Annotated in this window: 14 protein-coding genes; 7 read left to right on the top strand and 7 right to left on the bottom strand. The window is 38.1% G+C overall.

What is annotated here, in order from left to right:
• Positions 1 to 14 precede the first annotated feature (14 nt).
• The 3 genes from GO621_RS04910 to GO621_RS04900 form a co-directional block, all read right to left on the bottom strand.
• Positions 15 to 344, bottom strand: coding sequence for a type II toxin-antitoxin system PemK/MazF family toxin (locus GO621_RS04910; protein WP_157564757.1), 330 nt, complete (start codon positions 342 to 344; stop codon positions 15 to 17).
• Positions 338 to 586, bottom strand: coding sequence for an AbrB/MazE/SpoVT family DNA-binding domain-containing protein (locus GO621_RS04905; RefSeq protein WP_157564755.1), 249 nt, complete (start codon positions 584 to 586; stop codon positions 338 to 340). The genes GO621_RS04910 and GO621_RS04905 overlap by 7 nt, the downstream gene beginning before the upstream one ends.
• A 113-nt stretch (positions 587 to 699) precedes the next feature.
• Complete coding sequence (locus GO621_RS04900) at positions 700 to 2538, bottom strand: glycoside hydrolase family 2 TIM barrel-domain containing protein (protein WP_157564753.1); 1839 nt, start codon at positions 2536 to 2538, stop codon at positions 700 to 702.
• A 408-nt stretch (positions 2539 to 2946) separates the two neighbouring features.
• On the opposite strand from GO621_RS04900, the gene GO621_RS04895 reads away from it, so the two are divergent.
• Both GO621_RS04895 and GO621_RS04890 read left to right on the top strand, forming a co-directional pair.
• Positions 2947 to 4683 (top strand): phospho-sugar mutase, encoded by a 1737-nt coding sequence (locus GO621_RS04895; protein ID WP_157564751.1) that lies wholly within the window; start codon positions 2947 to 2949, stop codon positions 4681 to 4683.
• Between the two features lie 248 nt (positions 4684 to 4931).
• Positions 4932 to 5495, top strand: a complete 564-nt coding sequence (locus GO621_RS04890) for a hypothetical protein (protein ID WP_157564749.1) — start codon at positions 4932 to 4934, stop codon at positions 5493 to 5495.
• Between the two features lie 79 nt (positions 5496 to 5574).
• On the opposite strand, the gene tamL is transcribed toward GO621_RS04890, so the two are convergent.
• Together tamL and GO621_RS04880 are read right to left on the bottom strand one after the other, a co-directional pair.
• Positions 5575 to 7830, bottom strand: coding sequence for a translocation and assembly module lipoprotein TamL (gene tamL, locus GO621_RS04885; RefSeq protein ID WP_157564747.1), 2256 nt, complete (start codon positions 7828 to 7830; stop codon positions 5575 to 5577).
• Positions 7831 to 7834: 4 nt separating this feature from the next.
• A complete protein-coding gene (locus tag GO621_RS04880; protein ID WP_157564745.1) occupies positions 7835 to 12919 on the bottom strand; it encodes a translocation/assembly module TamB domain-containing protein in 5085 nt (1694 codons plus the stop codon).
• Between the two features lie 353 nt (positions 12920 to 13272).
• Between GO621_RS04880 and dnaE the strand changes: the two genes are divergently transcribed.
• Positions 13273 to 16857, top strand: a complete 3585-nt coding sequence (gene dnaE / locus GO621_RS04875; protein WP_157564743.1) for a DNA polymerase III subunit alpha — start codon at positions 13273 to 13275, stop codon at positions 16855 to 16857.
• Here dnaE and GO621_RS04870 read toward each other — a convergent pair.
• Positions 16854 to 17714 carry a hypothetical protein gene (locus GO621_RS04870; protein ID WP_157564741.1) on the bottom strand — a complete coding sequence of 287 codons (861 nt, stop codon included), beginning with the start codon at positions 17712 to 17714 and terminating at the stop codon, positions 16854 to 16856. The genes dnaE and GO621_RS04870 overlap by 4 nt on opposite strands.
• 218 nt (positions 17715 to 17932) lie before the next feature.
• On the opposite strand from GO621_RS04870, the gene trxA reads away from it, so the two are divergent.
• The 4 genes from trxA (at position 17933) to GO621_RS04855 (ending at position 19757) form a co-directional block, all read left to right on the top strand.
• A complete protein-coding gene (trxA, locus tag GO621_RS04865) occupies positions 17933 to 18253 on the top strand; it encodes a thioredoxin (protein WP_157564739.1) in 321 nt (106 codons plus the stop codon).
• A 68-nt stretch (positions 18254 to 18321) separates the two neighbouring features.
• On the top strand, positions 18322 to 18648 hold the full coding sequence (locus GO621_RS04860) for a hypothetical protein (protein ID WP_157564737.1): 327 nt from the start codon (positions 18322 to 18324) through the stop codon (positions 18646 to 18648).
• Positions 18638 to 18766, top strand: coding sequence for a hypothetical protein (locus tag GO621_RS19185; protein WP_262884980.1), 129 nt, complete (start codon positions 18638 to 18640; stop codon positions 18764 to 18766). The genes GO621_RS04860 and GO621_RS19185 overlap by 11 nt, the downstream gene beginning before the upstream one ends.
• A gap of 67 nt (positions 18767 to 18833) precedes the next feature.
• Complete coding sequence (locus tag GO621_RS04855; RefSeq protein WP_157564735.1) at positions 18834 to 19757, top strand: DUF58 domain-containing protein; 924 nt, start codon at positions 18834 to 18836, stop codon at positions 19755 to 19757.
• A 32-nt stretch (positions 19758 to 19789) separates the two neighbouring features.
• On the opposite strand, the gene GO621_RS04850 is transcribed toward GO621_RS04855, so the two are convergent.
• Positions 19790 to 20602: a PDDEXK family nuclease gene (locus tag GO621_RS04850; RefSeq protein WP_157564733.1), complete on the bottom strand. Its 813-nt coding sequence runs from the start codon at positions 20600 to 20602 to the stop codon at positions 19790 to 19792.
• Positions 20603 to 20630: the final 28 nt, after the last annotated feature.

Below are 20630 nucleotides of genomic sequence, written 5' to 3'. Positions count from 1 at the left end.
AAAGGAGTGAAAAGTTAATCGATTAGCATTTTCTGGATAACATCTTTTAAAGCCGATATTTCATCAATTGACAGTTTGCCTATTTTTGAACCTACACGAACCCGGTCAACAACTTTTATTTGATCTGTAGCTATTGAACCTGCACGGTTAGCAACTATACAACTCACGCGCCATGGATAGTTTTTTATGGTAGATGTTATCGGAACGATAATTAAGGTACGCAGAAAAAAGTTCATTTCGTTAGGACTTATTACTACACATGGCCGGTTTTTAGCCATTTCGCTACCTTGGGTTGGGTCTAAAGAAATCCAGAAAATTTCATATTGCTGGATTTCCTTTACCATGTCCACTCTTCTCTGTCAAAACTATTTGAAAAATCGTCTGATAAAAGTTCATCGTCTTGTGCATCATGCATTTGCTTTGCAGCTTCTGCCCAACCTTGCCTGGGATCTGGTTTAATCGTGATGGCACCATTTTCAATTTCAATATTAACAGCCGATTTTAACGTTAAATTTAATTGTCGAAGAAGCGTTGAAGGAAGAATAATTCCCTCACTATTTCCAATATTAATGATGTTCGTTTTCATAACAGTTATAACCTAAACGTTTCATTTTATATCAAATATAGTAAAAACAAAAAGTTGTAATCGTAAGTACAACTTTAATTCAATAAAAGATATGCTTCTTTTATCGGGTAAAATTACTTGCTGCCCGAATTCAATAACCCTTCCGGAACTTTCAATTCGCCGGAAGCCGTAATTAAACCATTTACTTCATCTTCAATATCAGTAGCTTGTGTATAAACATCACCTGCAATCGGGCGTTTGCGCAATTCTTCTTTATACAAACGGATTTGCTGTGTACGTTCATCATTGCTTTGCGGGCCGCCATAATCAGAAAAACCAAATCCGCCCCACTCACTTACAATTAACGGTACTTGTTTTCTAAAAAAGAAAGGATCGCCAACTACTAATGGGTTTGCAGCTACTCCATTCAGTTTTCCATTAGATAAGTCATCCAGTAATTCCCTCCATCGGTTTAAATCTGGTGTGTATAAATGTGCGGTCAGCAAATCAGATTTTAATCTTCCCAAATAAGAAACATGCTGCCAGCCATCATTATCCACTACTAAAAATTGAGGCTCCGCAAGTTTCATAAAGTGATACATATCCATAATATATTGCCGGGTTTCCGGGTTGAAAGCAATATCTTGCGCACCCCAGTCTTCATTATATAAGCTCCAGATAATTACAGAAGGGTGAGTGCCGATTAAAGCTAACATCCGCAATAATTCTGCCTGATGGTTTGCCCTGCTTTTGGCATTAGAACTATGAGGACTCGGAACTTCTACCCATAAAAGAAGCCCTAATTTATCAGCCAAATTATAAATACGCGGATCAACACCAGCAATATGTATCCGAACCAAATTACAGCCCAAAGCCTTCATAGAATGCATGTGCTGTTTAATTTCTTCATACGTTGCGCCGCCTGGCTGATATAAAATACCATCAAGGTAAATAGGTTTATCATTCAGGTAAACACAGCAGCCACGTGCTTCAACTTTTCGAAGCCCGAAAGTGGTTTCAATCTCAGCAATATAACCATTTGGGTCAATCAGCTGGGCAACTAAACGATAGCGTGTTGGAGAATCTGGGGACCAAAGTTTAGCATCCGGAATCTCTATAACTACACGTTGTTCTTTTTGGCCGGCTTCCAACAATAATGGATATTTATCTGTTGCAATGGGTTCAGCCTGATCGGGATGTTTGTTAAAAACCTGTAATTTAATTGTGTAAGTGCCGGGGTCATGGATGCGTGTAGTTAAATTAAGGCGGACCATTTTTTCTTCCACCAAACTTACCACACCAACACGCGAGCGCAAACGGTTTCGTTCTACTGATTCCAACCAAACACTTCTTACAGCTCCTGTATAAGTTTGATACCAAATTCCGCCTCGTTTATACACAGAAGATTCCTGTTTGCCACGGGTAGTATCGGCATCTTTAGTATCTGCAATACGTACCGTTAATCGGTTTATTGGTTGCATTGCTGTATCATCCAGTTCATAAGAAAAAGAAGTATATTCTCCTACATGCACCAGTTCGCCTTCAATGGTTTGCAGCGGAAGCCCGTTTAGCCAAACCTGTGTTTCGTACCCACAAGCACCAAAAGTTAATTGCAAAATAGAAGGCGGCAAACCCGGGCCATTGCTTTGTACCGGCAGCGGAAATTCGCGCTCGTACCAAACCACTACTTTATCTCCCCAGGAATTTTCTGCTGATTTATCTTTGCCTTTTGCTATCTGCTGTTCTACACTTCCTGGCCAATGGGCTGTATCATCATATTGATGGTTTAAGTGCCAGCCTTCCAGCAAACCGCGGTCTTCCTGGTCGAGCGCAAACTTCCATTCGCCATCAAGTAAAGTAAAAGAATTAGGACGGATGACTGCCCTTGGCAACGGGTTAATATAATCCCCGTCTGTGCGTTCTTCTTTACTGGCAGAAAAGCCGTAATTGGGGCGGTTCAATTCAAAACTCATAATACTAGGGATACTGTTTTTATCGATAAAAAATTTACACGCATCTATATTATAGATTAAGCTTGGGCTAATAAGTTTAATAAGTTTGGTTTTACTAAACTTTATAATTCAAATACGGATATTTAGACAACCGTATTAATAATACGTTAATTTTAAACATCAGGTTTCAAAACTAATACATTGTTAAAAACAGTTTGTTTTTTTAACTTGTGCAATTGCAGGTCCTGTCATATAAATCTTTTGGGCCAAATATAAGGCCACACTGCAATTTTTATCAGCCATGCTTCTTTTACCGGCATAAAATCATCACGGCTATTAAAAATTTCTCTTTAAAACATAACATTTTCTATTCCTGTTTATTACAAACAAGATTTATAACTTTAACCCACAAACCAATATTATATTGCTATGCAAGAATTAGAACCTGCTGTTCAGGAGAAAATTAACCAATGGCTTCAGGGAAGCTATGATGGAAACACGAAGAAGCAGATCCAGCAATTACTGGACGATAAAGCTTACAACGATCTAACAGATGCTTTTTACCGCGATCTCGAATTTGGTACCGGCGGTTTGCGCGGCATCATGGGGCCAGGCTCTAACCGGGTTAATAAATATACCATCGGTACGGCCACGCAGGGGTTAAGTAATTACCTGAAAAAAGCCTACCCGAACGAACAGATTAAAGTTGCTATTGCACATGACAGCCGCAATAATTCCGACTTTTTTGCTAAAACTGCTGCCGATGTTTTTTCTGCAAACGGCATTCATGTTTACTTTTTTAAAGCTTTGCGGCCAACGCCCGAGCTTTCTTATGCCATTCGGCAGTTAGGCTGTAAAAGCGGCGTAATGCTTACTGCTTCCCATAATCCAAAAGAATATAACGGTTACAAGGCTTATGGCGACGATGGCGGCCAGTTTGTTTCTCCTGCGGATACGGAAGTGATGAATGAAGTATCAGCCATAAAAAATATTGATGAAGTAAAATTTACCCGTGTTGAAGAAAACGTGGAACTGATTGGCGAAGAAATAGACGAAAAATATTTGAAAGATATTTTGAGTTTATCGGTTTCTAAAGAAGCTATTCAGCATCAGAAAAACCTTAAAATAGTTTATTCTCCTATTCACGGAACTGGGATTACTTTAGTTCCAAAAGCGTTGGCCGAATTTGGTTTTGAAAACGTGATTTTGGTTGATGAACAAGCTACTCCGGATGGCAATTTTCCAACAGTAGTTTATCCAAATCCAGAAGAAAAAGAAGCGCTTACTTTAGCTTTGAAAAAAGCAAAAGAAACAGATGCTGATCTGGTTTTAGCGACAGACCCGGATGCCGACCGTGTTGGTATTGCTATAAAAAACGATCAGAACGAATGGATTTTAATGAATGGCAACCAAACCGGAAGCTTGTTGCTTAATTATTTGATGACAGCCTGGGAAGAAAGCGGAAAACTAACCGGCAAAGAATATGTGGTAAAAACAGTAGTAACTACTTACCTCATTGATAAAATTGCCGCTTCTAAAAACATCAATTGCTACAATACTTTAACCGGCTTTAAATACATCGGCCAATTAATTACAGAACTGCTTGGAAAAGAAACTTTTATTGGCGGAGGAGAAGAAAGTTATGGTTATTTGATTGGTGAGTTTTCTCGGGATAAAGATGCGGTAGTTTCTTCTGCATTTATTGCTGAAATGACTGCGTTTTACAAGGATAAAGGAAGTAGTTTGTATGAGGCGCTGGTAGAAATGTACTTGCAATATGGTTTGTACAAAGAAAAACTCATTTCCATCACCAAAAAAGGAAAAAGCGGTGCCGAGGAAATTAAGGCCATGATCGAGAAATTCCGTACAACCCCGCCAACAACATTAGGCGGATCTAAAGTGGTGGTTTTAAAGGATTATGAAAAAGGAATTGAAACTGATCTGAATTCCGGAAAAACTTCTAAACTTGATTTTCCAAAGTCGGATGTTTTACAATTTATAACTGAAGATGGCAGCATTATTTCTGCCCGGCCTTCCGGCACAGAACCTAAGATCAAATTTTATTGCAGTGTTAACGGCCCGTTGGAAAGTAAAGAAGCTTACCGGCAAGCCGACCAGCAGTTGGAAAATAAAATTGATACGATCATGAAAGATTTGAACGTATAAATTTTTTGCTTCTGTTAAAACTTCAACAGCATAAAAGGCGGTTGTGAAATTTTAAAAAGACCGGGATGATGAAATCATTTCCGGTCTTTTTATTTACTGTTACTGTCAATTTGTCAATAAAAATAGACTTATAACTGTTTTTATTACAATGAATTACTGTATTTAATATCAAAAAGATAATCCATGGCAAGCTATTTGTTAAAACCTGACCGGATTATTTAATAATCTGCTTACTAAATTTATAAAATATGATATTAAAAACAGCAACTAAATGTATCGCTGCAGCAGCAGCAATGATTATTCTGATTACAGGAAGTCAATCACAAGCACAAACAATCAATAAAAAGAAAGCAGCAAAAGATTCTAAAAATGTTTTTCGTTTAGGGTTAGGTTTAGAAGGTGGTTACGCAACCAAAAACTTCTCTAATTTTGAATTGGGCGGAACGGCACGTTTACAATACGATTTGGCCAGCAACATTTCCTTAACCTTAACGCCTGGTTATTATCACTTTTTTGCTAAAGATGGTCAGGTTCAGTACACAGATAAAGGTGTTTATGCAAATGATTTAAACATGATTCCGGTTAAAGCTGGTATTAAATCTTTCTTCGCACAAAACTTTTATTTAAGTGCAGAAGCTGGTGCCGGATTTGAATTGAACCATGCACAGGAAACTAAACTGATCTTATCACCAGGAATTGGTTATGCAGGTAACAAAGGTTTAGATTTAGGTTTACGTTACGAAAACTTTTCTGGAAACCATAGCAACTACGGTATTATTGGTTTGCGTTTAGCTTACGGCTTCAAATTATAGCCGATAAAAGAAGCATTATAAAAAAAAGCATGGCTACAATATTGTAGCCATGCTTTTTTTATGCGGGTAAAATTTGTTTTTAGAACGGATATCCAATGGCTAAGTTAAAAACAGGCTTGTTATTATTTAAATTATTTGCGGTAGAAGTATAAGGCTGTAATATCGGAAAACCTAAATCAGTTCGTAATACCAATACCGTTACATCAAACCGTAAACCAAAACCAACATCCGCTGCCATTTGATTTAAAAAGTCTTTTCCGAATGTTCCGCCTGCTTGATGTGGTTTTGCATTCCAAACGTTGCCCGCATCAGCAAACAAGGCACCGTAAACAATGCTGAATAATTTTGGACGATATTCTACGCTGCCCTCCAGTTTTATATCACCAGACTGATCTGCCAAAAAGCCACCCGTAGTTCCATATTGTGTAGGGTTAACCGATCCCGGACCAATAGATCTTGCCCTGAAACCACGTAAACTGTTTGGCCCTCCAATAAAGAACTGCTGGCTGTAAGGTAAAATTGTAGAGTTGCCATAAGGTAAACCTGCGCTGGCAATTATGCGTGCAGCAATTTGACTTGTGCTACTTACTTTATGAAAAAACCTGAATTCATTCTCCAATTTAATATACTGATTAAAAGGAGTATTAAATATCGTTTTTGATTTTCCGGCTAAAGTATCTGCACCGGTAAATAGTCCGACTAAAATCCCAGATTCACTAATACGGCTGCTGTAGTAAATTGTGTTAGTGCGGTAGGTTTCGGTTGTATTGGTGTAAGTATAGCTGTAAGATGGACCGAAGGTAAATTGAGGATCGATGACGTGTTTTAGAGCAGGATTACCTGTAACTATAATGCTGTTGGTATAAGCAGTATCAACTTTTGATGGTTTTACATAGGTAACGGCTAATAGGTTAAGCTCATGCGTTTTATGAATGTCCTGTTTCCATTGGTATCCAAAGGAGCCGTTGAAAGAATTAAGATTATATAGCCCTGTCCGGTTAACAATAGAATAGCCCAAAGAAAAATTGGTACGTGGTATAAAAGCATTGTCGCTTTTTATCTTAAATGGACTGATAAAACGAGGCCAGGACAGCGTGGTTTGTAAACCAAGCTGAGTTAGCGGATGCCCGCCACCAAACTGCCCGGAAACCTGAGCATCGGTACTTCCAAATACGGTAACCGTTAAAAGCTCCGCTCCTTTAAATGTATTGCGGTTACGAAAGTTTAAGTTGAGCTGTGCGCCATTATAATTGGCAGAAGTTGTTCGGCCTAAAACATCAAATGAAAGCGACTTTCGCGGATATTGCGTTAAGAAGTAAAAAACATTGAGTTTGGACGAATCAGTGGAAACATTTTCAAACCTGTTTTTTACATATTTAAAAGGACCGAGGTTGATAAACCGGTTGAGTGATTTATTATGATCGGTGCGGTTATACACATTACCTGGCTGTAATTGAACCGTATTCTTAAAAACAAATGGTTTAATTGTTTTTCTCTTTTGGATCACATAATAGTTATTGTACTTAACGGCACTATCCAACATCAAAGAAGTATCCCTTAAAGAATAATTAGGATAAACGTAAATGTTGTTCATCCTGTAGATATTTCTGGCTTTATTGGCAGTTTTATCTTTTACAACTATAGACATATCAACCTGATGATTGCCAATGTCAGTACTATCAACACGGGCAATTAAGTCATCGCCAGAAAAATAATAAAACCCTTTTTCTTTTAAGTTCGCGTCAATCCTGTCACGTTCCGATTTGATCACATCAAGATTATATTTGTCGCCAACTTTTAATAAACTTTGTTTTGCAGTGCCAGCAATTGCAGTATCTAAATTGTCTTTTCCGGTTGGAAACATTAATTTTCTAATCGTGTATCCCGGACCTGTGTTTGCGGTATATATCGCTGTGGTTTTTTTACTTTTTGTAACTGTATCACCGGTAACCTGAGCTTGGAAATAGCCTTCATTTTGCAGCCTGTTTTGTAAAATACTGCTGTTTTTGGTTAAATCAACTGCACTTGCCAAAACAGGCGGTTCTCCAAACTTTGTGTTCAGGTAGTGCTTTAATCCTTTCTTCTTGGTGGTTTTTGTGATATTGTAAATGTATAACTTGGGGCGCAAACCTAATATCGTACCATTTGGTTTTGGCCTCAATAACCCTACAAGCTCTTCGCTTAAAGCTTTTTTATCGTTTTTCTTGATGTCTTTATTAACAATATTTACTTTGCCACCTACATAAAGGGTTTGTCCGTTAGTCAGATATTTGGTATTGCTGCAGTTAGCTAAAAAAACGGTAAAAAACAGTAAATATCTTATAGTTTTAGTCATTGGTCTATTTTGAAGTTTGTTCTTTCGTATCCTTCTTTTCCTGGCGCAAACGACGGCGCATGTCTTTCAACTCTTTTGAGGATTTGAATATTTCTTTAAACTTATTGTAATCTACCGTAAAGGAGAAACCAATTCCTGTTTCTACAACCTGACCTTGTATTACAATATATTCGTCTCTCCTATATGCGCGTAAGGCAAAGCGTCCATCTTTTGTCAACTTATAACCAACAGTAACATTACCGGCAATAGTGCTCGCTTTTTGTCCGGGTTGATTTTGGCCTTCGAGATTAAAGTTATTTCCAACAGAAACAGTAAGCCTGTCGTTCAAAAACTTCTTAGAAAGCGCAACATTTAAGTCTGTTCTGTTTTGAGCCGTTCCGGTAGAATAATCTTCACCAGATTGAAGGTCAAAGTTGAGATCAACACCGGCAATAGAATTTCCGACCAGCTTATTCAATTGATCTGAGAGCAACCCACTTACACTGTTACGAACATAACCTTGAATCCCGGTACTTCCGCCCTGGCTTTGCAAAGGATTATCACCAATAAAGTGCCCTAAAACAAGCACACCAAGAACTTGCTTATTTAACTCGTTAGGATCCTGCCTGACTTGGGCTAATCTGGCATCAACAGTATTAATTACACCGGATTGCACACTATAGTTGCTGTCTGGTAAAATAATATCAAAGCTGATAGCAGGTTTTAACAATTCACCTTTCAACATCAGGTCTACGTTAAAAGGCAGCTTTTGCTTGTACATTGTTTGCTCTGTTTCAGAACCTAATTGATCTTCAACAAGATCAATAGGAGGCACATTGGCTACATATACAGCGGTAAGATCAATATTTGCACTTGTCGGGTCGCCAGTCCAGGTAATGGTACTGCCGCGTTTAAAAGTAAAATTACGTTGTACAGGACCGTAAGATAAGTTGTATGAACCATCGGTAACAGTATAAGTACCTGTTAAGTTTGTTTTTCCACTTGGGTCAACACCTGCGTTCAGTTGGGCTTCTCCTCTAATGTGCACAACATCGCCGTTCCGCTCGTCAATAACAATATTAAAATTAGCGTTTTTGTTAATGGTAATATTAGCAGTAACATCAAGTCCGGTAATATCAGAGTTGCGTATAGAATCGCGCTGTTTCGCCAATAATATAGAATCTAATTTAGGTGCGTTATTATTTACAAATTCTACCACGCCCTGACGGTCTTCTATTCCTGGGTCGCTCTGCGGCAAAACTATAGTTAAGTCAGTTTTGTCATTAATGGCCAAACTGCCATCAACAATCGGTTTGTCCATGTCGCCACGGATCCTTAAGCGTGTATTAAGGTACAATTTTCCATAATAAAGCTTGTTATTTTCCCTGGTTGAATTAATTGCCCGAAAATTGTTGGCATTAACATCCAACGCAAACTTAAAATCAGTAAAAGTCTTTGTGTAAACTGCTCCGTTTATAGTTGCTTTATTTCCGGCAGAATCAACTACAGAAAAATCGTTAAAGGCGATTCCATCATGGTTAAAACTAATTTTCTCATTATCTAAACGGAAGTAAGAGTTCAACATGGAAACATTAAAACCTACTTTATTAAAGTTGATATCGCCATTTATATTAGGTGCAGATGGCGATCCGGCAATCTTTATCTGTCCAGTTAAATCACCAGTTGTATTCCTTAAACTGCCTAAAGTAAAGCCTTCAATACTCTTCATGTTTAACTTTACGATATTTAAATTGAGGTCAAGGCTATTATCCGGCTGGTTGGTATGATATAAGCCATTCAGCTTTACTTCGTTTCCTTTTCCGGTAATATCTACATTAGCAGCAAAAGTATTGGCCTGCTGGTTATTTACTTTAATAGCAATGTCACCTAAAGTATCCGTTTGAAAGTTGAAATCTTTAACGGTAAGGTCAGAGGTGAAAACCGGACTTGCGGCGAAATTGCTCACCATTGCATTTCCGTTTATTGTTCCGCCAACTTTTAAAGAGTCCTTTTCGGCAATATGCGTTAGCGTTTCAATTTTAAAGTTTTGGAAAGTAACCGCTAATGGGCCGTTTACGTGTCCGCTTGTTGTATTGATCCCCAGCGTTTGGTTATTGCTGGAAATATTAAAATCTCTGGCAAGAATACCTTTCGATCCAAACTGCAGCGCATTATTGGCAGCGACTGTCCAGGGCGTATAATCAAGCACTAACCCGTTTTGAAGCAAGCTAAATTCGAACTGGTTCGTTAATGCCTTAAGCACTCCAGCAATGCGGTACTGCTCTTTCTTGTTTTTATCTTTTACACTAACGTTTAAATTTAGGTTGTTATTCTGGGCACTTCCGCTGATACTGGTATTGAGCAGTTGAATAGAAGATGTAGCAATTTTATCAACCGTAAAATTATAGTTTAAAGCATTGTTGCCGGTATTAACAGCAAGTTTAAGGTTGCTGATCTGATTGGTGCCATAAACAGTGTTAGGGACAGATCCGTTTACAACTAAATCTCCTGCATCACTATTAAAATGTCCGTTTAATACAATTGGGTCCAATCGTTTTAAATCCGGTGCAAATTGTGTTAGTAAAGGTGTTTTAACAATAGTTGCCTGGAAAGTAAAGTTTTGAGGAGAATACTTCATTTTGGTCCCTGCCGATCCTGTATTATAATATTTATTAATAGTAGCCTGTAGCGCGGTGCCAACTTCGGTTAGTTTATACTGCCCAGCCATGCTGGCAGTCAGAATGGACGACTTAATATTTAAGGTTGAGTTAGTTGCAGTTGCAGTAGAGGCAATGCTAATAGAATCCATCTGGATCCTTTGGGCTTTTTGTACAATTAATAAATCTGTGATCTGAACAGTTCCATTCAGGTAATCAGGATCAGCTGTAGGTATATTAGCCACAATTTTACCATGTAAACGAAGCTCGCTACTTGCAAAGTGCAGCCTTTCCAGGTTAATACTATCTAAATTGAGTGTAGCGTTGATGGCGGGATATTTATTTGCCATGTTTACTTTCGCATCCAAAGCAAAATTAATGTTCGGGTCCTTCATCCTTGCTGTTGTATTGATCACGCCATTTCGGGCAGTTCCTTTCAATACCAGGTTCCGGTAAACATAACCTTTAACATCGGCCCTGATCAAATCAGCCTGTATCTGTGCATTTGCATTTTTTACGCTCGTTCCGGAGCCGTTTACTTTTGCATTAAAGGTTAACCGCCCAACTGTTTTCTCCTGTTTAATTAAGCGCCCGACATTAAAATTATTCATTTTAATATCTGCAGAGTAAACTTCGCTGCCTTTTTTGCTGCCGCTCTTCATTCCTGCAATTGCCGTAATGCTGCCATAGCTGGAACGAAGCGCCATATTGGTGTTAAAGTTTTTGATGCTTCCTTTAAAAGTGCCTTTTAAACCCAATGATTCCGGAATACGGATGCTGGACGGGATTGAACCAGCCGGGGCCAGACGGGCAATATCACTTCCTGTAGTACTAAAATCTTTAATATTAAGATCGAAATAAGCTTTATTAACATCAGGCAGACCTTTTAGATGCGCGGAAGCACTTATTTTGGTTTGCCCTAACCCGGTAACGTTCAAATTTTGGATAGTTAGGTCGTTTACTTTTCCGGTAACTTTTCCATTTATGTTTAAAACGCCATTTGCATTTCCTTTAAATGGGGGTGTTGCAGATAGGGAGGGAACAAAATTTAATACATCTTTAAATGCAAGCTTACTATTAACTAAGTTTGCATTTAACTGTAATTCCCCCAGGTTTTTACTGATCGAGGCAATAGAAGAATATTTTACATCGATATAATTTCTAAGGATAGTATTTGGTGTTTCTAACAAAAGGTCTTTCATAAAAGACTCTTTTTGTCCATATAAAAATTGTGCATGGAACTGTTTTATTTGCACGCCGCTCCGCTCGCTAAAACTAAACTGGTTGATCTTGCCGGAGATCGTAGTTGGACTATAGTAAATATCATCAGCATCAACTGTTAAACCCTTAATGCCTAAGTGCATAAAATCAATGCCACGAGGGATCCGTTTACTGGCATTGTTATCAAACTGGATATCATTATTGGCAAAGGCAACTTTATTTAGTTTTACTGTCCAGCCTTTTTCCTCCACAGGAGATTTTTGTGTCGTATCTTTGTCAACCGCTTTTTTCGCTGCTTCTTTTACCGTAGTTTTTACGTCGGCTGCTGTGGCGGGCCTTCCGGTTGCTAAAGCAGCTATGGTGTTGTTTAACTCTATGTTCTTGATTACCACCCGCTGATTTTTTAGGTCGATGCTATCCAGTTCTACCAGAAACTTGCCCAGGTCCACCTTCGTTTTCAGGGCATTCACTTCATTCTGATAATCAACTTTAATTTTTGATAAATCGAGCGTCCCCAATTTCAAATCGTAGTTTAACGGTTTTGAAGATGCCGTATCTGTTGCCGCTGCGGTTGCTGCGGCCGCAACCTGGTGCTGGATAACTTTTGCATTCACATCCGAAAGGGTGATCTTCGGAACAGTGAACTTCATCTTATCCAGGTCAAAATCTTTGATATTGGTATCAAAATGCCCTAAATTAAAAGCAACATCGTTACCAGAAACGGCATCGTTGTATTTAATGTTGATACGATCGAGGATAATTTTACTGATCGAAAATTTCATCGAAGCCGTATCATTGGGCTTCGGCTCTTTTTTCTGCCCGCTGGCAAAAGCCTTAATAATATAAGTAAAGTTAAAAGCGCTGTCTGGCAAAGTACGATTGATGTGCGAAGTAATGCCCTGCAGGTTTATCTCGTTTATCTCCACCTGGTTATCCAGTAACTTCAGCAAACTGATATCAACCTTTAATTTTTCGCCTGCTAATAAAGTGTCTTTTTTCTGGTCTTCAAAGTAAACATCGTTCAGCACGAGCAGTTTGGGCAAGGCTAAAGAGATATGGCCAATCCTAACAGGTGTATGTATCTTTCCTTCTAAAAAGCTAACCGCTTTGTCCTTAGCAAAATTTTGTACTGCCGGTACCTGTATCAACACAACAACAAGCAGTACCAGAGCAATAACACCCACAATAAGCCAAAGTACAATCTTAAGAAATAAGCGTCCGTATTTTTTCAAAATCTTATCGTTGGTTAAACATTATTTCATCAAACATAAACAAATGCAATTTTACTTCAATTTCTTTATACCTTCATAGGTTAAAATTGTTTTTTTTTAATAGTATTGATGGCTTTTAGATTATACCAGTAAAAGTCATGATGCTTCTTTTATCGCAGTAAAATAAGCATTGGCCTCTTTCCGCCGCTGCACCAAAAGCAGATCGTTCCAAGGATTTTTAGGTGGTAAAAGAAGCATCAGATTTTATCCTTAACAAAATTTAAACCCGCCCTGAGTGTCATATTTCTGATGCTTTTCCACATTCTGTTATTGCGAATATTGTTTTTGATAAATTTGCAGCAGATACTTCTTTTATGCCCGATTTTTCTCATTTACACGTACACACCCAGTTTTCTTTACTGGATGGTGCTGCCGACATTTCTAAACTTTTTAAGAAAGCCGCTGCCGATGGTATGAAGGCCATGGCCATTACAGATCATGGAAACATGTTCGGTGCCTTCAAATTTGTGGCTGAAGCCGGAAAGCATAATGTGAAGCCAATTGTTGGCTGCGAGTTTTATGTGGTAGAAGATCGTCATAAAAAGCAATTTACCAAGGATAAAAAAGATGTGCGTTACCACCAGTTGCTGCTGGCCAAAAATGCAGAAGGCTACCGCAACCTCATCAAACTTTGTTCATTGGGTTATATGGAAGGCTTATACAGCAAATGGCCGCGTATTGATAAGGAATTGATTTTAAAATACCATAAAGGTTTAATTGCTACTTCATGTTGTATAGGTGCTTCTGTTCCGCAGGCTATTTTAAAAAACAGTGAGGCAGAAGCGGAAGCTGAATTTAAATGGTGGCTGGATTTGTTCGGAGAGGATTATTATATAGAACTGCAACGGCATGATATTCCAGAACAGTTGAAGATCAACCAGGTATTAACTTCATTTGCAAAAAAACATCAGGTAAAAGTAATATGCTCCAATGATTCTCATTACGTAGATCAGCAGGACGCCAATGCCCATGATATTCTTTTATGCGTAAATACAGGCGATATGCAAAGCACGCCGATCGCCATAGATGAAGAAGGCGGAAAGGGCTATCGGTTTGGTTTCCCTAACGATCAGTTTTATTTTAAAACTCAGGCCGAAATGGGGCAGCTTTTTCAGGATATTCCCGAGTCTTTGGATAATACCAATGAGATTGTCGACAAGATCGACCATCTTAAATTAAAGCGTGATATTATGTTGCCTAATTTTCCTGTTCCTCAGGAATTTAAGATACATCATGGAGCGGACGCAGACGTTTTGAATCAGTGGGAATACCTGAAAGATCTGACCTATAAAGGTGCTAAAGAGCGTTATCACGAAATAGGCCTGGAAGTGCAGGAACGGCTCGATTTTGAGTTGTTTACGATCAAAACAATGGGCTTCGCGGGTTACTTTTTAATTGTTGCTGATTTTATTAAAGCCGGCCGCGACTTAGGCGTTTTTGTTGGTCCTGGCCGTGGTTCGGCAGCAGGTTCTGCGGTTGCTTATTGTATCGGCATCACCAATATCGACCCGATTAAATATAACCTGCTGTTTGAGCGTTTTCTTAATCCGGACCGTAAATCAATGCCCGATATTGATACGGATTTTGATGATGAAGGCCGCCAGAAAGTAATAGATTATGTGGTAGATAAATACGGACAAAACCAGGTTGCCCAGATCATTACTTATGGTTCTATGGCTGCCCGTACCAGTATCCAGGATGTGGGCCGTGCGTTAAATATGCCTTTATCCGAAGTAAATTCAATTAAGAAATTAGTACCGGAAACGTTAGGTATCACGCTTAAAAAGGCAATAGAACAAGTTCCGGAATTACAAGAGATATTTAAGGGAAAAGACCTGAAATCTAAGGTTTTAAGAGAAGCGGAAAAGCTGGAAGGGTCCATCCGGAATACAGGTGTGCATGCTGCCGGAATTATCATCGCGCCGGATGATCTCACCAATATTGTTCCGGTTGCTACTTCCAAAGAATCTACCTTGCTGGTTACGCAATTTGACGGTAAGGTAATTGAAGATGCAGGTGTAATTAAAATGGACTTTTTGGGATTAAAAACCTTGACCATTATTAAAGATGCGCTCCGGATGATCAAGCTAAATCATCATATCGATATTTCTATTGACGAGATACCGTTGGACGATAAAGAAACCTACGATCTGTACCAGGCCGGAAATACCAACGGAACCTTTCAGTTTGAAAGCGACGGCATGCAAATGTACATGCGCGAATTAAAGCCTGATAAGTTCGAGGACCTGATTGCTATGAATGCGCTTTATCGTCCTGGACCGATAGAATACATTCCAAACTTTATCAAAAGGAAACACGGCCTGGAGGCAATTTCATATGATTTGCCGGATATGGAAGAATATCTTGCCGAAACCTACGGAATTACGGTTTACCAGGAGCAGGTGATGTTGTTATCGCAAAAACTGGCGGGCTTTAGCAAAGGCGATGCGGATGTTTTGCGTAAAGCGATGGGTAAAAAGCAGATTGAGGTCCTGAATAAAATGGAATCGCAATTTACCGAAGGCGCTATTGCAAAAGGGCATCCCAAAGATAAACTGACCAAGATCTGGAACGACTGGAAGGCGTTTGCCCAATACGCCTTTAACAAATCGCATTCTACCTGTTACGCTTTTGTAGCTTATCAAACCGCTTATTTAAAGGCGCATTACCCGGCAGAGTACATGTCAGCCGTATTAAATAACCAGAACAATATTGAAAAGATCACATTTTTTATGGACGAATGCCGGCAAATGAACATCCCGGTGCTTGGCCCCGATGTGAACGAATCTTTCAATACGTTCACCGTCAATCAAAAAGGGGAAATCCGTTTTGGCCTGGCCGGAATTAAAGGTGTAGGCGAAAAAGCGGTAGAAAGTATTATCGAAGAACGTGATGCAAACGGCCCTTACCAATCCATTTACGATTTTGCGCGCCGTTCTAATAACCGTTCGGTCAACAAAAAATCTTGTGAAAATTTAGTTTATAGCGGCGCTTTCGATAGTTTCGGGTTAAAGCGCTCGCAGTTCTTTGTGAAAACGGAGAACGGGATTTTAACAGGTTTAGAACGTTTGATCAAGTACGGAAACGATTTTCAAAATTCGCAGAACAGTTCCCAGGTTTCTTTATTCGGAGGTGCAAATGCTTCTTTTATCCCCGAACCACCTATGCCGGAAGCAGAAGAATATCCGCTGATCGAAAAGCTGAAATACGAAAAAGACCTGATCGGCATTTATTTAACCGGGCATCCGCTGGATAATTACAAGTTCGAATTGGATAAATTCTGCAACAGTTCGGTATTGGACCTGAAGCTGATCCAGAAAATGAAGAACAAGGAAGGCGGGGACGAGGTGGTTGCTTCTTTTAACGAGCTAAAACGCAGGAGCGAACTTTGTATCGGCGGCCTGATGTCTAACGTTCAGCATAAAATGACCAAAACCGGTAATCCTTTCGGCACTTTTGTTTTAGAGGATTACAATGATTCTTACGAATTCGCTTTATTTGGCGATGATTACATTAAGTTTAAAAACATGCTGTTCGATGGCTATTTTGTGCAGGTTAAAGGTTGTATCGAAGAAAAATACAGGCAAAAGGACAACTGGGATCTGCGCATCACGTCCATGAACCTCCTTTCCGAACTTCGCGATAAACTAACGAAATCAATAACCATCAGCTTAAACCTGAACGAGCTTTCAGACCGTTTATTAAACGATTTGCAGGAACTGGTGGAAGCCAATAACCAGAAATATGCGGTTAAAAACTGCGTGCTGCGTTTCCAGGTAAAGGATAAAGAGGAAGCAATTGCTGTTGAAATGCCATCAAGAAGTTTTAAAGTAAACCCGGCGGATGATTTTATTGATAGTGTTAAAATTTTAACTAATAACCCGGTTACTTTAAATTAATGGAATTTGAATAACAGGCTAACCTCAAAGTAAAACAAACTTTTTTTATCGGTTATTTTTGAAATAACAGCATCTGGCAATTTGTTTTGCGGAAAAGCATAGCTGGGCGTAAAAGCGAACACGTAATTAGATCTTTTAAACTTCACTGGTAAACTTATTTCATAATCCAGTAAAGTAAATTTTGTTAATGTTGATGCATCTGCAGCAGAAATCCGGTCGGTTGCAGCCTGGTTTATCCTTCTCCTGCGGTTAAAATAACCATTGTAAAAATTTTGGGTTCCGGTATTTACAGTTGCTTCCGGTTCAATATCGAGTGTATTTTTATCGGCAAAAACATGGTCAATGGTAAAAATATGCGTTAAGCCGGGCGTTATAAAAACATCGTTGTGTTCTTTTCGGGAAGAGATGCTATAACTTACACTTAATTCGGGTGTAATAATATCTCCCAGATCATAATTTAAATAAGCATTTGCAAAACTGCTGATAGCCGACGTAATACGCGTACTGCTGGAATTATAAAAATATTTGGAAAACGACAGTCCGCCATAAAAGTTATCGCCAATTTCATAGTTGTAGCCAAGTTCTAAACTGCTTCCATCTAAACTTTTTCTCTTTTCACCAAGGATAAAATTTGCAGATCCGGAGACGTAAATTCCTGATTTAGCATTATATGAAATTGAAGGAGTAATTGTTTTAGAAGTAATTAAGTCTGTTCTGCCCATAAAAACATTATTGTTCAGATAACTCAGGCCTCCTTTTAAACCGGTACTTTTATCATCATCGATGTTTACGGTTTGTGCTATCGTGTGCAAACCACAGATAAAAATAAGAACAACAACCAAATATAAATTCTTCATAATGCAGTTTTGAAACTTCTTAAGTTAGCAACATTTAAAATCTGCAGTAAAGAAACCAATAAATTGTAGCGGCTTTATTAAAAGCAGATTAAAATTGAGCAATGCTGTTTTTACCGGGTAATTATTGAAGTCTGCTAATTGTCAGATTGTCATATAACAACTGTGGCAAGCAAATTGATTATTCTATATTTGTTTAAACATTATAAAACATAAAAATCATGGCTTTAGAAATTACAGATGCCAACTTTGATGAAGTTGTGTTAAAATCAGATAAACCCGTACTGGTTGACTTTTGGGCAGAATGGTGCGGACCTTGCCGCATGGTTGGACCGGTAGTAGAAGAAATTGCAAAAGATTTTGGCGATAAAGCAGTTGTTGGAAAAGTGAACGTGGATAACAACCCGGGCATTTCCATGAAATTTGGTATCCGTAACATTCCGGCTTTATTGTTTTTTAAGAACGGTGAAATTGTGGACAAGCAAATTGGCGCCGTGCCAAAATCGGTTTTATCAGACAAATTGAATAAACAACTGGTATAATACTTCTTTTATCATATAAAAAAACCTGGCTTAATTAAAGCCGGGTTTTTTTATGCCAAGTTTTTTAAATGCTTCTTTTATCACATATTTTTGTGATACAAAGACTTGCGATAAACAATTCAGCAGAAAAATTAATTAAATTTGAGATTATGATAACGTTCACAATCAACACAGAAGATAAAAAAGCTGAAAAAGCGCTGAAAGCAATTTTGAAAGCGCTTAAATTGGATTATGAGATTCATGATAAAAAGGAAGCCAAGACTCAAACACGACCGTTAAATAAAAAGGAAAAGCAGATTTTTAAATCTTTAAAAGGTTCATTGATTGACATTAAAAGATGGGAAAAAGGTGAAATAGAATTTAAGAACGCCAAAGACTTTTTAAATGAGCTTTGAAATTTTTGTTTCAAAAGAAAATGTTTTTCTGGCCGAAATATTTATTAAGTCAGAATCAGAAACAATTGATGAAGATGCTATGATTAAAAGATTAACAGAGCAAGGTTATATTGAATGATGCTTCTTTTACCACCTAAAAATTAATTTTCCAATTTTAATCTCACAACCCACTTCATGTTTACTTCATGAGTATCAGCCTAAGCCAAAACCAGGAAATCCAGCAGTTTGCCAACTTAGAGTTGCTTGCCAAGCAAGTGGTAGAAGGCTTTATAACCGGTTTACACCAAAGTCCATTTCACGGTTTTTCGGTGGAGTTTGCCGAACATCGTGCTTATAATAATGGCGAATCAGTGCGAAATGTAGATTGGAAACTGATGGCCAGAACAGATAAACTGTTCGTTAAGCAGTTTGAAGAAGAAACCAACCTCCGTTGCTTTCTGGTTCTGGATACTTCCTCTTCCATGAACTTCCCGGAAAAAAATTTAAGTAAACTGGAATTTGCCGTTTATGCTGCAGCTTCTCTCATGTATTTGTTTAAGAAACAGCGCGATGCATTTGGCCTTTGTCTTTTTTCAGATCAGGTTAATTTCATCAGTCCGGCTAAATCTACTTCCGCTCATCTGTTTTACCTTTTTGCTCAGTTAGAAAAGATTTTGCATGATAAAAGAAGCATGCGGTCAACCGGAATTGCGGAGGTTTTACATCAGCTGGCCGGGCAAGTGCACAAACGTTCGCTTATCATTATTTTTAGCGATATGCTGGAAAACGCCATGGACGAACAGAAATCTGCCGATCTTTTTGCTTCCCTGCAACATTTAAAACACGCCAAACACGAAGTTGTGATTTTCAATATTACAGATCATCAGAAAGAGCTGGAGTTTAATTTTGAAAACAGGCCTTATCATTTTGTTGATTTGGAAAGCGGAGAGGAGATGAAGGTACATCCAAACGAAATCCGGGAAGGTTACCGTTCTGCCTTAAACAATTATCGGCACAGCCTGGAATTAAAATGCGTGCAATATCATATTGATCTGGTTGACGCGAATCTGCATCAAGGTTATGATCAGGTTCTAAAAGCTTATTTAATTAAAAGAAATAAAATGGCTTGATGCTGTTTAGTGGAAAAAAACAAAGACAGGCTTTATGAAGAACTCTTCACGATTGTTATATTCATTTGCTTACAATTATTAATAAAATTATCGATATTTTTAATACCCCATTGAGTACTTACAGCAATCGTTTCATCTGATAATGTTATTAGTTCATCAGGTTCCATAAAATTCCTTCTGTCTATTTTTGATTTTGCTTCTTTTTCAGTCGTAAACGTTTCTCGACTTTGTAATTTGTCAGGAAATTTCGCTTTTAGTTGACTAAAAGATATCATTGGATTTTGTTCTACATAATCTTTGATTACCGCTAATACTAATCTACTCTTGCCATATTTTTTACCGTTAAAAATATATTTGGTATAATCTTTATTTTTTATTCTTTCAGTAAAATAGGTATCTGTAATTACATAGATGTTTCCATCTTTTCCTTGATATCTATTTATTGTTAAAGCTGCAATTGGAATAATATCATTAAAATAATAACCTTTTCTGATTTTAAGCATTAAATCTGGATTGATTGTCTTACCTACCATTATGCCAATCCATTTAGGTTCGTTACTTACTGTTTTATCCCATTTATCCGAAAATTTTTGAAATATTTGTTCTTTTTCTTTTAAGTAACTTTCTAATTGCCAAAGATGCCGATCTGTTAATTCTCCTAATTTTAGTTCAACAATAGCAAGGTATTCCTGCCCATACTTAGCTAAAATATCAATTCTACCATCTGTGTCTTTATCAGTTCTGCCATTTATCAGTGATACTTCGCTCTCTAAAATATCTACTTCGTTAAATCCATCAGTTTCTAAAGATAATACTGTCGGATTCTCAAGAATATATGCTTCCATTGCAATTTCACGTTTAAACGGAAAGCTG

This window comes from Mucilaginibacter arboris, from assembly GCF_009754915.1.
In the GTDB taxonomy this organism is placed as follows: domain Bacteria; phylum Bacteroidota; class Bacteroidia; order Sphingobacteriales; family Sphingobacteriaceae; genus Mucilaginibacter_A; species Mucilaginibacter_A arboris.
This window is presented reverse-complemented; position numbering and strand designations above follow the sequence as displayed.

What these genes read in the sequence shown, in the direction of transcription:
- GO621_RS04910 (WP_157564757.1), bottom strand. Translation starts at nt 344, where the DNA reads ATGGTAAAGGAAATCCAGCAATATGAAATTTTCTGGATTTCTTTAGAC.
- GO621_RS04900 (WP_157564753.1), bottom strand. Translation starts at nt 2,538, where the DNA reads ATGAGTTTTGAATTGAACCGCCCCAATTACGGCTTTTCTGCCAGTAAA.
- trxA (WP_157564739.1), top strand. Translation starts at nt 17,933, where the DNA reads ATGGCTTTAGAAATTACAGATGCCAACTTTGATGAAGTTGTGTTAAAA.
- GO621_RS04905 (WP_157564755.1), bottom strand. Translation starts at nt 586, where the DNA reads ATGAAAACGAACATCATTAATATTGGAAATAGTGAGGGAATTATTCTT.
- GO621_RS04855 (WP_157564735.1), top strand. Translation starts at nt 18,834, where the DNA reads ATGAGTATCAGCCTAAGCCAAAACCAGGAAATCCAGCAGTTTGCCAAC.
- GO621_RS04890 (WP_157564749.1), top strand. Translation starts at nt 4,932, where the DNA reads ATGATATTAAAAACAGCAACTAAATGTATCGCTGCAGCAGCAGCAATG.
- GO621_RS04870 (WP_157564741.1), bottom strand. Translation starts at nt 17,714, where the DNA reads ATGAAGAATTTATATTTGGTTGTTGTTCTTATTTTTATCTGTGGTTTG.
- tamL (WP_157564747.1), bottom strand. Translation starts at nt 7,830, where the DNA reads ATGACTAAAACTATAAGATATTTACTGTTTTTTACCGTTTTTTTAGCT.
- dnaE (WP_157564743.1), top strand. Translation starts at nt 13,273, where the DNA reads ATGCCCGATTTTTCTCATTTACACGTACACACCCAGTTTTCTTTACTG.
- GO621_RS19185 (WP_262884980.1), top strand. Translation starts at nt 18,638, where the DNA reads ATGAGCTTTGAAATTTTTGTTTCAAAAGAAAATGTTTTTCTGGCCGAA.
- GO621_RS04895 (WP_157564751.1), top strand. Translation starts at nt 2,947, where the DNA reads ATGCAAGAATTAGAACCTGCTGTTCAGGAGAAAATTAACCAATGGCTT.
- GO621_RS04860 (WP_157564737.1), top strand. Translation starts at nt 18,322, where the DNA reads ATGCTTCTTTTATCACATATTTTTGTGATACAAAGACTTGCGATAAAC.
- GO621_RS04850 (WP_157564733.1), bottom strand. Translation starts at nt 20,602, where the DNA reads ATGGAAGCATATATTCTTGAGAATCCGACAGTATTATCTTTAGAAACT.